Annotated in this window: 15 protein-coding genes, 5 tRNA genes and 1 riboswitch; of the genes, 5 read left to right on the forward strand and 15 right to left on the reverse strand. The window is 44.2% G+C overall.

The genetic code is table 11. The features are described from left to right. Positions 1 to 7: 7 nt before the first annotated feature. The 13 genes from ACKTR2_RS07985 to ACKTR2_RS08045 form a co-directional block, all read right to left on the reverse strand. Positions 8 to 412, reverse strand: a complete 405-nt coding sequence (locus ACKTR2_RS07985) for a hypothetical protein (RefSeq protein WP_407884279.1) — start codon at positions 410 to 412, stop codon at positions 8 to 10. A gap of 2 nt (positions 413 to 414) precedes the next feature. Then, positions 415 to 990 carry a hypothetical protein gene (locus ACKTR2_RS07990; RefSeq protein ID WP_407884281.1) on the reverse strand — a complete coding sequence of 192 codons (576 nt, stop codon included), beginning with the start codon at positions 988 to 990 and terminating at the stop codon, positions 415 to 417. A gap of 54 nt (positions 991 to 1,044) precedes the next feature. Further along, on the reverse strand, positions 1,045 to 2,001 hold the full coding sequence (locus ACKTR2_RS07995; RefSeq protein ID WP_407884283.1) for a DHH family phosphoesterase: 957 nt from the start codon (positions 1,999 to 2,001) through the stop codon (positions 1,045 to 1,047). 280 nt (positions 2,002 to 2,281) lie between these two features. Then, a tRNA-Pro gene (locus tag ACKTR2_RS08000) sits at positions 2,282 to 2,355 on the reverse strand. 44 nt (positions 2,356 to 2,399) lie between these two features. Then, a tRNA-Arg gene (locus ACKTR2_RS08005) sits at positions 2,400 to 2,473 on the reverse strand. Between the two features lie 24 nt (positions 2,474 to 2,497). Further along, positions 2,498 to 2,569: transfer RNA gene (locus ACKTR2_RS08010), tRNA-Gly, on the reverse strand. A 15-nt stretch (positions 2,570 to 2,584) separates the two neighbouring features. After that, positions 2,585 to 2,658: transfer RNA gene (locus ACKTR2_RS08015), tRNA-Thr, on the reverse strand. Positions 2,659 to 2,664: 6 nt separating this feature from the next. Beyond that, positions 2,665 to 2,746 (reverse strand) — tRNA-Leu (locus ACKTR2_RS08020). A gap of 304 nt (positions 2,747 to 3,050) precedes the next feature. Then, positions 3,051 to 4,340: a serine--tRNA ligase gene (gene serS / locus ACKTR2_RS08025; protein WP_407884285.1), complete on the reverse strand. Its 1,290-nt coding sequence runs from the start codon at positions 4,338 to 4,340 to the stop codon at positions 3,051 to 3,053. A gap of 436 nt (positions 4,341 to 4,776) precedes the next feature. Continuing rightward, positions 4,777 to 5,424, reverse strand: a complete 648-nt coding sequence (locus tag ACKTR2_RS08030) for a deoxynucleoside kinase (RefSeq protein WP_407884286.1) — start codon at positions 5,422 to 5,424, stop codon at positions 4,777 to 4,779. Between the two features lie 220 nt (positions 5,425 to 5,644). Continuing rightward, complete coding sequence (locus ACKTR2_RS08035) at positions 5,645 to 7,198, reverse strand: amino acid permease (protein WP_407884288.1); 1,554 nt, start codon at positions 7,196 to 7,198, stop codon at positions 5,645 to 5,647. Between the two features lie 121 nt (positions 7,199 to 7,319). Beyond that, positions 7,320 to 7,504, reverse strand: a riboswitch (Lysine riboswitch). A 92-nt stretch (positions 7,505 to 7,596) separates the two neighbouring features. Next, positions 7,597 to 8,133, reverse strand: coding sequence for an Rrf2 family transcriptional regulator (locus ACKTR2_RS08040; RefSeq protein WP_407884290.1), 537 nt, complete (start codon positions 8,131 to 8,133; stop codon positions 7,597 to 7,599). 54 nt (positions 8,134 to 8,187) lie between these two features. Next, positions 8,188 to 8,742: a GNAT family N-acetyltransferase gene (locus tag ACKTR2_RS08045; RefSeq protein WP_407884292.1), complete on the reverse strand. Its 555-nt coding sequence runs from the start codon at positions 8,740 to 8,742 to the stop codon at positions 8,188 to 8,190. A gap of 105 nt (positions 8,743 to 8,847) precedes the next feature. Here ACKTR2_RS08045 and ACKTR2_RS08050 point away from each other — a divergent pair, with 105 nt between their 5' ends. Both ACKTR2_RS08050 and ACKTR2_RS08055 read left to right on the forward strand, forming a co-directional pair. Beyond that, on the forward strand, positions 8,848 to 9,648 hold the full coding sequence (locus tag ACKTR2_RS08050; RefSeq protein WP_407884294.1) for an alpha/beta hydrolase: 801 nt from the start codon (positions 8,848 to 8,850) through the stop codon (positions 9,646 to 9,648). 329 nt (positions 9,649 to 9,977) lie between these two features. After that, complete coding sequence (locus tag ACKTR2_RS08055; RefSeq protein ID WP_407884296.1) at positions 9,978 to 10,535, forward strand: GNAT family N-acetyltransferase; 558 nt, start codon at positions 9,978 to 9,980, stop codon at positions 10,533 to 10,535. A gap of 99 nt (positions 10,536 to 10,634) precedes the next feature. Here the strand turns inward: ACKTR2_RS08055 and ACKTR2_RS08060 are convergent, their stop codons facing one another. Next, positions 10,635 to 11,969: a C1 family peptidase gene (locus ACKTR2_RS08060; protein ID WP_407884298.1), complete on the reverse strand. Its 1,335-nt coding sequence runs from the start codon at positions 11,967 to 11,969 to the stop codon at positions 10,635 to 10,637. A 179-nt stretch (positions 11,970 to 12,148) separates the two neighbouring features. On the opposite strand from ACKTR2_RS08060, the gene ACKTR2_RS08065 reads away from it, so the two are divergent. The 3 genes from ACKTR2_RS08065 to ACKTR2_RS08075 are packed head-to-tail and all read left to right on the forward strand — an operon-like array spanning position 12,149 to position 14,503. Further along, on the forward strand, positions 12,149 to 12,430 hold the full coding sequence (locus tag ACKTR2_RS08065) for a hypothetical protein (protein ID WP_407884300.1): 282 nt from the start codon (positions 12,149 to 12,151) through the stop codon (positions 12,428 to 12,430). Positions 12,431 to 12,458: 28 nt separating this feature from the next. Beyond that, positions 12,459 to 13,145, forward strand: a complete 687-nt coding sequence (locus ACKTR2_RS08070; protein ID WP_407884302.1) for a response regulator transcription factor — start codon at positions 12,459 to 12,461, stop codon at positions 13,143 to 13,145. Then, positions 13,142 to 14,503 carry a sensor histidine kinase gene (locus ACKTR2_RS08075; RefSeq protein ID WP_407884303.1) on the forward strand — a complete coding sequence of 454 codons (1,362 nt, stop codon included), beginning with the start codon at positions 13,142 to 13,144 and terminating at the stop codon, positions 14,501 to 14,503. The genes ACKTR2_RS08070 and ACKTR2_RS08075 overlap by 4 nt, the downstream gene beginning before the upstream one ends. 94 nt (positions 14,504 to 14,597) lie before the next feature. Here ACKTR2_RS08075 and ACKTR2_RS08080 read toward each other — a convergent pair whose 3' ends face one another. Beyond that, positions 14,598 to 15,281, reverse strand: a complete 684-nt coding sequence (locus tag ACKTR2_RS08080) for a 2,3-bisphosphoglycerate-dependent phosphoglycerate mutase (RefSeq protein ID WP_407884354.1) — start codon at positions 15,279 to 15,281, stop codon at positions 14,598 to 14,600. Positions 15,282 to 15,317 lie beyond the last annotated feature (36 nt).

Here is a 15,317-nt window from a genome sequence, read left to right on the forward strand (position 1 = left end):
CTCCATTTCAACTCATTTGGTCATGATGGTCATCTAATCCGGTATTAAGCCATTGACGTTGTTCGTACACTCGACCATACCATAAAATACCCGTAATCACGATACTCAGAGCAACTAAAGCTAATCCCAAGCGAGCGATCCCATGTTCGGCAAACAAAGCTACTAATAACACAAACAAGCCGAAAACCACTGTCAATGCCACCATTGTTGCTAATAGAACCCTACCACGCAGTCGTTTTCGATAACGCCATCCGAAAACAAGTCCAAACGACGCTAAGATAAAGGCGATCCACCAGACAACTAAATTCGTTAGGTTCTGCTGCGAGTGCGCGGGCCAGATCGTTAAAATCAGCACAGACACCAGCATTAACCCCCAAATCAATTTCAATAATCTTCCGGATCTTTTGGCCATAATCAATGTCGCCTCCATTTAAATGTAACCTGATGAATTTGAGACAATTCAGACTCACGTAATTGTTCTGGCGCCAAATGAAGCTGAAAGTGTCGCTCATCATTTTCTGGCTGACCGACTAGTTGCTGTTGTAATTGGATCACAATCGTTAAAAATTGGTCATTGGCTAAACCAGCAAGACAGTTCGCTGTGCCAATCGTTTCATCATCCCATTGAGCAACACCGCAACCAGACTCTTGGTCCAAAACAATTTCCATTAGCAGGCCAATGTTACTAAAAATTTGACTATGAGCCGATGTCAGCGCCTGTTCAAACCAGTGTTGAACTCGGATTGCGTCTCCTGTCAAAATCTGGTTATGGAAAGGACATGTTAACAAGCACGCTAAAAAGTCCTCATTGGGCAACACCATTGCGGCTTGAGCCGCTGCTAAATCATCAGTTGACTGAGTCACCTCTGTGGTTACTAAATTATCTAAATACGCCAACTGCCGCACCAGGCGCGCTTTACGGTGCTGCTTAAACGCTTGATCTAACCATGCAATTAGCACTTGCTGGGCCACTTGATTACGATTCGCCACTTGATCACTCCCTGTCAGTCAGTTAACTCGCCTATTTTCCATTAACATCAAGAGTTACTGTGCTTGACGCCATTCATGTACAATGGTTACCAGTTGATGGATCATTTCCTTAACTTCATCTAGATTGGCTGCTGTCGCGCCACTAGCTAATTCGTGACCACCACCGCGATGTTGCTTGGCCAGCTCATTAATAACTGGCCCCTTTGAACGTAAATGAACCCGATAGTCACCAGCCGGCGTTTCCACAAAAATTTGCCAGGCAATCACGTCAGCCAATCGACCAGGCGTTGATACCAGTTCATGGACAGCTTCGGTAGAAACGTTCAATTCATGCAGACGTTTTTGGGACACCACATAACTAGCTGCACCATCTGGATCAATGGTTAACTGATTCAAAATGTCTCCCATCAGCTGACCAATGCCTCGACTTAGCTCACTATCATGCCGGCTAACCGTTGCGGCATCAATTCCCGTCTCCAATAATTCGCTAGCAACGGCAAATGTATGTGCACTGGTAGCTGGGTATAAAAAGCGACCAGTATCTCCCACAATTCCAGCATATAACGCGATTGCGGCCGTTTGATTAAGTTTTAAAACACCATGACTGTCATTAACTAAATCAACAATCAATTCTGAGGTGCTGGAGGCTTTTGGTAAAACCCACATTGGCAATCCATAAGCGTCATCATTAGGGTGGTGATCGATTTTAATTAACTGATTACCAGTGGCGTACCGTTCATCATCAATTCGTTCGGTATTAGCCGTGTCGAGGACAATGACCAGTGCATCTTGATACTGTACGTCAGCAATTGTGTCCATAGTGCCAAGCCAGGCAAAATCTGCGGGCATTTCTCCCACTGCCCAAACAGACTTTTGTGGGAAAGCTGCCTGAATTATAGATTTGAGCCCCAGTTGAGAACCTAAGGCATCTAAATCTGGACGTTGATGACGATGTAAAATAATCGTTGGTGCTTCTTCAATTGCCGTTAAAATATCACTCGTTACACTCATGATCAATTCGCTCCTTACGCTGTTTGCTACTGCCATCATGCCATAACTAGACCCTTATTTCCAAAAAACGCCCCTATTTTTGTGCACTCTTCCCTTCATCACGTTATATCCCCCGTGTTCATCGCCTAATTGACTTGGCCTAGTCAAAAAAAATTACCATCAATTAGTGTTGGCAAATTAGTGGTAGTTGGCTGTTACAATGATCGAGCTTGGCTGGTTCAAAAAAAGCGTCAACACGATTGACCGTGTCGACGCTTTTTGTATGTAACGCTATATCTAATCGGGACAACAAGATTTGAACTTGCGACCCCTGCGTCCCGAACGCAGTGCTCTACCAAGCTGAGCTATATCCCGAAAAAGGAAGACCGCCACCAATTATTGGTGGCGGTCGCCAATGATGCACCCAGTAGGAGTCGAACCTACAACCTTCTGATTCGTAGTCAGACACTCTATCCAGTTGCGCTATGGGTGCATTCTCATAACAGACGTTACGAAAAGCGGAAGACGGGATTCGAACCCGCGACCCCCACCATGGCAAGGTGATGTTCTACCACTGAACTACTTCCGCATATTGTTGGTACAATGCCGACTAGAGGATTCGAACCTCCGACCCCCGCTTTACTAGAGCGGTGCTCTGACCAGCTGAGCTAAGTCGGCAAACGATGCGGATGAAGGGACTCGAACCCCCATGTCAAAAGACACTAGAACCTAAATCTAGCGCGTCTGCCAGTTCCGCCACATCCGCAGCATCTGATTCCGTTCCCTCATCAGACAACTATTAGATAGTATCATTTACGGTCAAAAACTGTCAACATGATTTCAGGGATTTTCTCGAAAAATGTGCAGAATTATGGCCGTTTTACCCAAAAATCAGAGTGAAGCCAGCTGGGTGATGTCGAACACTGACTGAACTTGACGAATTGGTGCTTTCTGTCAATCGGTCAGGCTGGCATAGCTCGACAAAAAAGGTGTTACAACCAGCAAGACAATTCTGGTTGTAACACCTCAAATAATTTAACAAACAGTGGATCCTTTAACTAACAACGCCCTTACTTGGCGTGTGCGTTTTCTTTGGTAATCTTCGTGATACCATGCATGTATGGCACAAGGGCTTCTGGAATCGTCACTGAACCATCCGCATTTTGATAATTTTCCAAAATGGCGGCAACTGTCCGACCAACGGCTAAGCCAGAACCGTTTAATGTATGCACTAAGTGAACCTTGCCATCTTCATCACGGTATCGAATTTGAGCACGGCGAGCCTGAAAGTCCTCGCAGTTAGAACAGCTGGAAATTTCTCGATAGGTTTCCTGATGTGGAATCCACACTTCTAGATCGTGAGTTTCCGCTGCCGTGAAGCTCATGTCCCCAGTTGCCAACGTAATCACATGGTAGGCTAAGCCCAATTTTTGCAAAATGTTTTCGGCGTTAGCGGTCATCTTTTCTAATTCATCATAAGAATTTTCTGGCTTAACGTATTTAACCATCTCGACCTTATTGAATTGATGCATGCGGATTAGCCCGCGAGTATCACGACCAGCTGATCCGGCTTCAGAACGAAAACTGGGTGTCAGCGCCGTCAAATATACAGGTAATTTTGCGACAGGCAAGACCTCATCACGGTAATAGTTTGTTAAGGGAACCTCCGCTGTTGGAATCAAAGTCAAATCTTCATCCTGGAGTTGATAAACATCTTCTTTAAACTTGGGAAATTGTCCCGTACCATACATCGATGCACTGTTAACCATGTACGGCGGGATCACTTCTTCATAGCCTTCTTCGGCATGCTGATCCAACATGAAATTATAAATGGCACGTTCTAACTTGGCACCCATGCCCATGTAATACACAAAGCGAGCCCCCGAAACCTTACCGGCCCGTTCAAAGTCTAGAATGCCAAGATCCTCACCGATTTCCCAGTGAGCTTTAGGTTGAAAGTCAAAATGTGGCAATGTGCCTATCTTGCGTTCTTCCCGCGAGTAATTCTCATCCGGACCAATCGGATCTGTATCGTGCGGAAAATTCGGTAATCGCGACATTTTATCATTAAATTCGGTCAAAACGTCATCTAATTTGTTATCCAACGCTTTAATGCGACTACCAACTTCGCGCATTTGAGCAATGGCTTCATCTGCATTCTCATGATTGCGTTTTGCAATACTGATTTGATCACTGGCCTGATTTCGCTCGGCCTTTAACTGTTCTGTCTGTTGCAGTAATTCCCGCCGCTGCTCATCCAAAGCCAACACGTCATCAATTTGTTCCGGTGCCACAGCCCGAGTTGCTAACTTTTCTTTTGCCTCTGCCGGATTATTACGAATTCGTTTAATATCTAACATCGCTGATAACCTCCATAAATTAAGTTGTATGCATAAAAAAAGCGCCATTCATCCCCCAAAAAAATTGGGACGAATGGCGTTAATTCGCGGTACCACCCAAGTTCATCGTAACCGATGCGCTCGAACAAGATAACGACTTTCGCCGTGTGGCATTACCCACCCACTTTTTTCGTTGCTGGAAAGACTGCTAATCGGTTTGCACCACCACCGACTCTCTGAACAAGCGTTGTCATAACAACTGTGTTTTAATCACTATTTAGTTAATTATTACAGATAGTGTAAGCCAAAATATTCTCCAGTGCAAGACACGTGACCAAAAGGATCGGATGGCTAGACAATTTCATCCAAAAACGTTGTCAATCAGTACCCTTGCACAATCAATTAAGACAGCCCGTCAACTATTGGTGTTGCCCACACGTTGAAATCTAGGTAGTTATTAAGCCGTGGCTAATTGCAATTGAGTCAACTTAGTGTCAATTTGTTGCAGTACAGCTTGAGCAGCATTGGGATCCTCGACGAAATCGAATTGATCCCCATCAATTTTCATCTTTGGTCCATGGTTGTATTGTTCATACCAGGCAGTGTACCGATGGTTGAGTTCTTGATAATATTCATACAAAGAGGGATCATTATCAATTTGTTCGTAGGCTCGACCCCGTTTTTGAATTCGATCAAGCATGGTATCAAAGGAAATATCGATATGAATAAGCAGGTCTGGATTCTTTGCATGCGTTGCATCGGGCAGTTCTTGCATCATGTTTTTCAGTAAGGAATCGTAGATGTTAACTTCGGTACCCGTTGACCGACCCAGATCAGCGTTTAGGTGAAACAACAATGAATCTTCATAAATGGAGCGATCCATCACACTATTATCATCAGCAAAGGACGCTTTGATCGCATCTAACCGTTTATTCAAGAAATAAATTTGAAGTAAAAAAGCGTACTTCTTTGGATCTTGATAAAATAACGGCAAAATCGGGTTGTCTTCCACTGACTCGTAGTAAGCCTGCGTATGCAGATGGTTTGCTAATAAATCCGTTAAACTTGTCTTACCCGCGCCGATCGTACCTGCTAAAACAATCATGTATAATCTCCCCTAAACTTCGTTGTTACCACGTTACGTGGTTAATCACCACACATCGTGAGCTCCATATAATCACCAATATATTGTAGCACGTCTCTTTTTTGCCGCCACATCTTGTAGCTTACAAGTGTAAAAGTAATCTGTTTGTCATTTAACCTTAGACCGGCCCATAAAAAAAGCTTACCCATCTTGCCGGGCAAGCTCACTTTTTAAGAACTAGCTAGTCACTCGTCTCCGAGGCAACCACGGAACCTTTAGAATCATGAGTAGCTGTTGAAGTTTGCGCAACGTTCTGTTGCTCAGCTTCATTGGCTGCTGCGTCATAACTTTCGCCAACTGTTCGTGGCGTTAAATCCACTTTTTCTAACGGAATCACGTGCGTATGATGCCGCAACTTATAATACAACCACAAAACTAAGAATAATGGCACACTCATATAGGTGATTAAAATGGCTTGAAAATCAAGCTGTGCAAAAGACTTTAAATCTTGGCCCACAATTACAACGATCCCTAAGACTAAGGCTAAGACGGGACCAAATGGGAACCATTTTGCATGATAACGTAGCTCCGATACTTGATGACCTTGCTTAATGAAGGCTCGTCGGAACCGATAGTGGCTAATGGCAATTCCTAACCACGCAATGAAGCCCGTCAACCCAGAAGCGGCCACCAAGTACATATAAATCATTGGTCCAAAAACACTTGTCAGGAACGTTAACAACCCCACAATGGTCGTTCCAATCAAAGACGCCATAGGAATCCCGCGCTTGTTGGTACGTCCAAAGAAGTCTGGCGCATACCCCTCATTCGCTAATGAATAAAGCATTCGCGTTGAAGCATACATGCCTGAATTAGCTGAAGAGATAACTGAGGTTAAAATAACCGCGTTCATGACACTGGCCGCAGCAGCTAACCCAGCTCGGCGAAAGACTAATGTAAATGGACTGATGGCAATATCAGAAGCACTCGATCCCAATAAATCTTTACTGGTATATGGGATAATACATGCGATGACAAAGATCGCTAAAATATAGAATAATAAAATCCGCCAAAAGACCTGTCGAATGGCCTTAGGAATACTCTTTTCAGGCGTGGCACTTTCGCCAGCTTCAATCCCGATCAATTCTGTCCCTTGGAATGAGAATCCAGCCACGACAAACACTGATAGCAAGGCCGGCACGCCGCCGACAAATGGTGCCTTGTGGTAGGTCAAGTTGCTAAAACCAGTTGCATGCCCACCCATGATGCCAAAAATGGTCAATGTCCCGACACCCAAGAAGACTAACACAGTGACCACTTTAATAATGGACATCCAATATTCAGTCTCTCCAAAAGAGCGGACAGATAGCGCGTTAATCGTAAAGATCAAGACTAAGGCAATCATACTAAAAATCCAAGCAGGCACATTAGGTAACCAAAATTGCATAACCAAAGCGGCCGTAGCAACATCAACCGCTAATGTAATTGCCCAGTTAAACCAATAGTTCCAGCCCATGGCAAACCCTAACGCTGGATCGACGAACTTTGTCGAATAGGCAGCAAATGATCCAGTCAATGGCATGTAAGTCGCCATTTCACCAAGACTCGTCATTAAGAAGAAGACCATGATACCAATTGCAATGTAGGCAACCAATGCCCCACCAGGACCTGCAGCGGAAATAGCGGATCCTGAGGCCACAAATAGCCCAGTTCCAATACTACCGCCTAACGCAATCATCGAAAGATGACGCGTCTTTAATTCACGCTTTACCGCGCGATTTTCATTTTCTGCCATATCGAGTTCCTCCCATTCATTAAAGAGAAGCACTTGATGTAATCTGAATAAATAAAAGGTCGGTCTGTTTGAAAGTGTTTTTCACACGCCAAACAAACCGACCACAACATTCATCCTGGTCAATCGTTGATAGCGCCCCGCAACGTTTTTATTTGCTGCGACAGTCCGTCAGCTGTTAACCAACGGCCCAACTAAGTCTTGAAACAGCAAGCCTTAATTTCGGCGACGCACCCTTTTGCCAGATGTCAACGAGTCTGTCCACTCTCAACCTGACGACTAATGATTGTCGCAACCTCTTCATTCGATATGTTCTGAGTATAGGAAGATGTTTAATAAAATGCAACCTTTATTTTCATTTTGTTTTAATGAAACCGGATTCATTAATCAACAAAATTCGTTTAATGGTTGTTGCTTGGCTCTTCGTGTAACAAATTGCGCAGTTTGCGAATAAAAAAAGCATAATTGTCCGTGCTTTCATTCCAATCAACCGTTGGAATGATTTCGGATTGAAGAATTCGCACCAACATTTGGTGAACTGAAACTTGCTCTAAAACAGTCCGATACTGGCGGTCAGCCATGGAAAATAAATCATTAAGCACTTGTGAGCCTCGATTTGCTAATGGCTCAACGTCATTAAACACACGGTCAATCAATCCGCTATTTGGAAACGAAGCAAAATCTCCCTCGACTGCAATGGCCGCATCCCAAACGGAAATTTGCCGAGCGTTGCGACCGATACTAAAGCCGCCCTGATTTCCAGAAACAGAGCGGACTAAGCCAGCAACGACTAGTTTACGCATAATCTTTCGCATATAAGTCTGTGAACCGCCTAAACGGGTGTGAATAACTTCTGACGTAATGGGCGCTGACGCATCTTGTGTGGCCAAGAGCGCCAAAATACAGGCGGCCTGTTCGACACCTTTAGTTAATTGCATAATTTCCCCTCCATTTGGTTAACCACTACCAATCGGCTCCCCATGACAAACCATTCATGAAGCTCCCATGGGGTTAGCTTGATAAAAGTCAGTAGCACTTAGACGATAAAAACATTCTTGTTTTCCAGGTGCAAAAAAATCATGTTCATTATGTTGTAACTGATGATCAAAACTAAAACCCATCTTTTTAAAAATATGCGCTGAGCGCTGATTATCTTCGAAGTAAGAGCCCCAAATATGCGTCAATCCCCGATTGAAAGCCTCGTTTAATGCAGCAGCGACCGCCTCACTCATGTAGCCATGACCCCAAACAGCCTCGTTTAACATGTAGCCTAAATCGCGCTGGTCATGAAGCAGTCGGCCCTCATCGTCTGTCTTGCCATAAAGACCGACTGTCCCAACAAATTGATTCGTCGACTTTACAACAATCCCCCATAGCCATCGCTGATGAAGTGTTTGGCGAATTAAAAAATGCCCCTCAAAGGAATTTTTAACCGGCTGAAAACCAGCCGGCAGGGCAACTTTAGGGTTGCTAACGATCGCTAAAAAAGCTTCATAGTCTGCTTCAGTTACGGCCCGCAGTCGTAACCGATCTGTTTCAATTGTCACAATCTTCAACCTACCCCGTCAATTAACTTTATTTCCATTCATAAAGTGACCTACTCGGTTGTACAATTAACCAAATTAGTTATGATTACAACTGAGGTGTTCTTCATGAAAACAATTCATCAATCATTAAATGGTCAAGCGTACTTCCACGGTTTTCTTCACGATTGTCCTGGACCGGCAGGACAAAAACATTTCCCAACTATCGTGATCGTTCCGGGTGGTTCATTTACCCATATTCCTGAATCTCAGGCAGAGCAAGTGGCACTGGCCTTCTTTGCTCGTGGCTTCAATGCCATTTATCTACGCTATTCATTTATCAGCGAGATAACGCCAATTTTACCAGTACCAATCATTGAATTGGGCCAAACAATGGTTCTACTTAAAGACCATTCTGACTGGCCAGTCGATGCAAATCAAGTCTTGATTTTGGGAATGTCCGCTGGCGGTCTTGTAACTGCTCTATATAACGACTATTGGTCGTCAAGTTGGTTAACAAATGCCATTGGCACGACCGCAGCCCAACTTGAGCCACGCGCCACCATCCTCTGTTATCCCGTCACTAATGTGCAACTTGGCTTTCCGACAACAGCAGCGACAATTGCCACTTGGACCAATGATCGCCAACGTGACGCCGCCGAAAGGCACGTAACGGCAGCCAACAAACCGACCTTTATTTGGGCAACCACCGAAGATCAGGCCGTGCCGATCACCAATAGTCTCGTCTACACCAAAGCGTTGTATGAACATCAGATTCCATTGGAAGCCCATATTTTCAATCACGGCCCCCATGGCTTAGCCCTGGCGGATCAGACGACTGCTTGGAAACCAGGGACCGATTTGCCACATGTCGCACACTGGTTTGAATTGGCTCTAGAATGGATCACCGATCTTTTAGCGGATGATTAAAAATGAGAGTTCAATAAGGCTACTTGTGATTTTTTCACACGTGCTATATCGACGCCTTTTCTACCTGTTTCATTTATGAAAATAATTAGTAGAAAATTAATGTCGAAAACGGTAGCCATTTTCATTTGAACCGTGTACAATGCTTTTTCGTGGTCACCTATTTGACCTTTTCATCAGGCAGTAGCCAGCCAATGAAAAGTGTAACTGATGAGGAGTTACCCACCCATAATATGGCTACTGTCATGATTCTTCGTGAATCAACCTGGCCGTTTTAACGGTACATTGTCCCGCGGAATTGTTTAGCACAATTCCTGAAAGGAGCGAGTCTCATGACATCATCCACTTTGAACGTTACATTACATTTTGCCGAAATCACTGATTTACCCGCAATTCAGGATATCATTAACGATGCTCGTGATTTTCTGGCTGATCAAAAAATCGATCAATGGCAAAATGGCTATCCAGAACCAGATGTTATCGCCAATGACATCAAACGCGGTGAGACGGTGGCCTTAAAAGACGATGAAGGTACCATTTTAGCCATCGCTTCTTTGGTCAAAGGACTAGATCAACCATACGAAGCCATCATTGATGGCGACTGGCGCGTTAAGGGGACAACAAATAATTATGTCTCCATTCATCGTGTGGCCATGGCGAAGGCCTCACGTGGTCATCACTTAACCCATGATTTTTTTGATCTCATGAAGGAGCAAATTGCTGCGGATTCCGACATTGAGAGTATTCGCATTGATACGCATCCAGAAAACTTTGGCATGCAACACGTTATCGAAACAAACGGTTTTGATTATATTGGTTTAGTCCCTGTGGTCGGTGGTCGGCCAGATGAAACTAATGTCGCTTATGATTTAGTATTAGACCGCGGCTAATTGCCTAATAATTCAAGCTAGTCTATAAAAAGTCCTTTCCGAAAAATCGGAAAGGACTTTTTATAACTATTTCAAAACTACTGTAAGCGGCTTACTGTTTTAAGCTAAGGCGCCCATTGGATCCCATGGTGCCAGTAATTCAGGGGTTTGTGCTTGTGCCTTCTGTAAAGCTTCTGGCATAAAGGTCTTGTTGACCACAACTTGGTAGCAATAAGCATCCATCCACGCGTCACTCATCACGAAGTAGCCCTTTTCACCAACTTTGTCTCCCCAAGAGTTTTCAACCTTCCATTTAGTTGGTTTACCATCTACCAGGTCAACACCGGTCAAGACCATGGCATGGGTCATCAAACTTTCACCATAGTCCAACCGTTCAGCCTTCGTCATGGCAAAATCAACGTCAAACAATTCGTCTTTGGCGTAAACTTGTAAATCCATAATCCCAGCTTTACGATCAGAACTTTGCCCAACATCACAACCAAACCAAACGCTCTGTCCCGCTTCAAGTTGTGCGATCGCCATCTGCTTAAAGTTAGCCATATCCACGTTTAAATGCTTCACTTGCCGGCCATTAACGACATTGCCAAGCATTTCAACGGTGTAAGTCTTATTGTAAGCTTTATCATCCGTTGGCGCGTTGATCACTGAGACGTATTGGGACAAATCCCAGTTAACATATTTGTCGTAAAAGGCTTTAGGCGTCAATCCTTGATCAATATGGTAAGTCTTATCCTGATCACGATACTCAAAGTCAAACTTCTGCGCGGGCTCACCTAAAGCATAAGCCAAAATCCGGTAAACTTCTTGTAGCTTACGATCTTTAATTTCGTCAATTTCCGCCTGTGTCGCATGATTAGCCACTAACTCACGTAAAGCGATCGCATCTTTACGCAACTTTTTGTTCAGCAACGCATTTAAGTCTGATGATGAAGATGAATTGAACGTCTCTGGCATCACTGACTTCGGCACAACGCCGTATTTTTCGATCACGGCACAAATCATGTCCCACTGCCCACCATCTTGCTGGGGCGTTGCCATCAAAAAGGCTACTTTACGATCATCCAACGGCTGATCCGCCGTGACCAAGACATTTTCGTAAAAGTAATTTGCTTTTTCAAACTTATCCCAGAAATTTGTGTAATTTTGGGACAATTCAAAATCGCCAGGCAAGTTAAAAGTATCCTTCATTGAGTGACGCATCGTATTTAAAGCAGCAAACATCCAGCAACGACCGCTTTGTTTCTGGTTAGCTACATGTCCCGTGTCTAAATCGATGGAAAAAACTGGCGTCAGATCGACATTGGCCGCATTATCTTGGGCGGTGGCTAAGATACCATTATGTTTAATTGACCGTTCAATCACCGCGGCATCTTTGCGATCCGCTAACTCTTCTTGGTACCGCTGAATTTGATCAGCTGTAATTTCACTACTCAAAACCCTCACACTCCTTTTCGTTGTTGGAATTAGTATACGACATTAGAAGTCGCTTAGAAAGCGAATCAGTTCCTAATCTCGTCGCAAATGTTTCTTTCTCCCTTTTTAAGCTAGCCTTATGCTGATCTTTTTATGCTGGTTAAGAATCAAAATCACGTCACACGAATGGAGCGATGCTCATGTTAAAAGATTCAGCCAACCTTATTGCTGCCAAAGTGGTCAGTGCTCATTGTCCACTGATCATCGCTGAAACAGAAACCGGGCAACGTTTTCAATTGCACCTAACCCGTCAGCAAAAACGGGATCCGTTATTTTGGGCAACGATGTTAGATATTTTGCAGGCCGAGATCTGGTTGCCCATCACCAAACATTATCATGAAGTCATCGATAGCGGCTGGCTGCTCCCCCAACCCGCAACTGCGGTCGCATCCGCGGAGATTTTCGACTACAATAAGCGTTAAGAAAGCTTACCTTTAGGAGGGGACCACCATGCAACAGCGCGCACGTGGCTTAATTATTGAAGACGATCATTCTGTTTCAGACGGCATTAAGGAATTGCTGGTTGACCTATTAGATTGTGATCAGGCCTTTGATGGCGAAGAGGGCGAATTTATGGCGACACAAGGGATTTATGATTTAATTATTCTCGACTGGATGTTGCCGTCTGAAAGTGGCTTAGATGTCTTAAAGGCTATTCGTACTCAGCATTTGGACGTCCCTGTTTTATTTTTGACAGCCAAGGACGGCCTTGATGATAAGATTCGTGGGTTTAACTTAGGCGCTGATGATTATTTGACGAAGCCTTTCCATCGTGAGGAACTAATGCTGCGTGTTCGAGCATTAATTAAGCGCACGGGGCACTTTCTGAACGAAAATGTCCTTCGGATGGGCGACATTGAGGTTAATTTGCAAAATCACGCGGTCATTATTCAAGAACAATCCGTCCAGCTAAATGGTAAAGAGTTTGATCTCTTAGTGTACTTCATTCAAAATCAAGGCACCATCGTGACGAAGGATCAAATCTTCGATCGACTTTGGGGGTTTGATTCAGAAACTTCTATCACAGTGGTTGAAGTTTATGTTTCTAATCTCCGAAAGAAATTAAAACCATTCGGTGCTGATCAATACATTAAAACATTGCGAAACGCCGGTTATTTGGTAGGAGTTGAGCCGTGAATAAAAAACAAGCAACACATGCCTTTGGTCGGCAACAATGGTGGCTATTCCTAAGCGAATTAATCAGCTTTGCCTTAATTTTTTTATCACTTGGCACGATTCTTTGGCGGGTCTTTCAGCCCTCGATTTACCAAGGTGTTGACCGCGGTATCCGGGTTCAACGTCAACTACTATTAAACAAACCGGTTACCGGTGGTGCACCAAGCCAAGACGCCTTTCGTGCGATCGCATTTCGAACCTCGATTCTCGTCTTTGATCGCAAAGGAAAATTACTGAATGGCGCTGTCAATACGCCAGCGACACGTCAACAGACCAGTCCCAGCGCTAAGAGCGATTCTAGCAGTTCCGCGCCCAATGGTCAGGATAACTATACGGCTGTTTTACAACAATTGAAGTTAAATAAGGGACATCTAAATGAGCTACACGATGTCCGTATCAATCAGCAAAACAATTTTCGAACGTTGACTTTTTATGTTCCCAAAACAAATTCAAACTTAGCTTACGCTGGCGACTACCTGATGATTGTCACCAATACTGATTCCGAAAAAGCTTCCATCGAAGTCTTCAAACGTGTATTAACGTGGTCCATGCTTATTTTTTGGGTCATTTCGATATTACTTAGCTATGTGCTAGCCCGTTTAAACATGCGACCGATCTTAAGGTCGTGGCAACTTCAACGCGAGTTCGTTGCCAACGCTGCTCACGAATTGCGTACGCCGCTAACGGTTATTCAAAATAAATTGGAATTAATGCTGACCCATCCTAATGATAAAATTATGGACCAAACTGAGCAAATCACCCTTTCATTGTCTGAAGTACGCCGGTTAAATTCTTTAACCAGTGATTTACTCTTACTTGCACGATCAGATTCAAATATGACGCAGATTCGTACAGAAACAGTGCCCATGAAGGCATTCTTAACTGAAGTAAGTCAGCCCTATTCCGAAATTGCTGCCAGTCAAGACAAACAATTCACCGAACAAATCGATCTAGATCGGCGTCTAACGATCGATAAACAGCGCATTCACCAATTAATCGTCATCTTTTTGGATAACGCACTGAAGTACACTGATCCAGGTGACACGGTAACCTTAATGGCACGTGTTGTGGGCACACGCTGGGAGTTACAAATTAAGGATACTGGCATCGGTATTGCTGATGCCGACAAACCACACGTCTTTGACCGTTTCTATCGCGTTGATAAATCTCGTAGCCGGGCAACTGGTGGCAACGGATTAGGCTTATCAATTGCGAAATGGATTGCCGATAGCCACCGGGGCCGTATTAGTATTACCGACAATGTGCCACATGGCACGATTTTCACAATTAGCTTCCCACTCACCCACCCCAAAAATTGAATTTCAATTCAGTCAAAAAGACCTGATTTTTCGTCAATGCGAAAAATCAGGTCTTTTACTTTTTAGCTGAATATTTGCTTGCGCAGTCAGCCATTCATTGGCTTAAAATTTCCTTATTAACAATCTGCATTTTGTGATTAAACGTATAGTGAATTGGCTGGCCATTAGGAACTTCAACTTGGCTAATCGCCTCATCGCTAATCTGCTCTAAATACTTGATCAAGGCTCTTAACGTGCTGCCATGCGCGACCACTAGCTGATTATGACCATCTAACAGATTCGGTACAATTACATCAGTCCAATATGGCTGTAACCGCGCTAACGTCATCGCCAGACTTTCTCCTCGCGTTAATACCGTCGCTGGTAGCTTCGCATATCGACGGTCCTGTTCATGGTCCGGATGGGCTAATAAGGGGGGTACGACGCGAAAGCCTCGACGCCATTGCGCAACTTGCCGCTCTCCGTACACTTGGCGTGTCCAATCTTTATTTTGGCCGCGCAACGCACCATAATGCCGCTCATTGAGACGCCAAGTCTTGTGTTCAGGCAACCACAGTTGGTTACATTCGTCCAAAACTAAATGGGTTGTTTCGATTGCCCGTTGTAGCAATGAAGTATGAACATCCGTAAAAGCAATCCCAGTTTGGGCGACAAGCTTTCCAGCTCGGTGTCCTTGCTCACGGCCACGTGGCGTTAGCGACACATCAGACCAACCTGTATAGATATTATCCCGATTAGCGGTACTTTCACCGTGGCGTAAGATAACTAACTCACTCATCATCCTAATCTTCTCTCTATGTTAATGATACTCATG

This window comes from Furfurilactobacillus curtus (assembly GCF_045862785.1).
Lineage (GTDB): Bacteria > Bacillota > Bacilli > Lactobacillales > Lactobacillaceae > Furfurilactobacillus > Furfurilactobacillus curtus.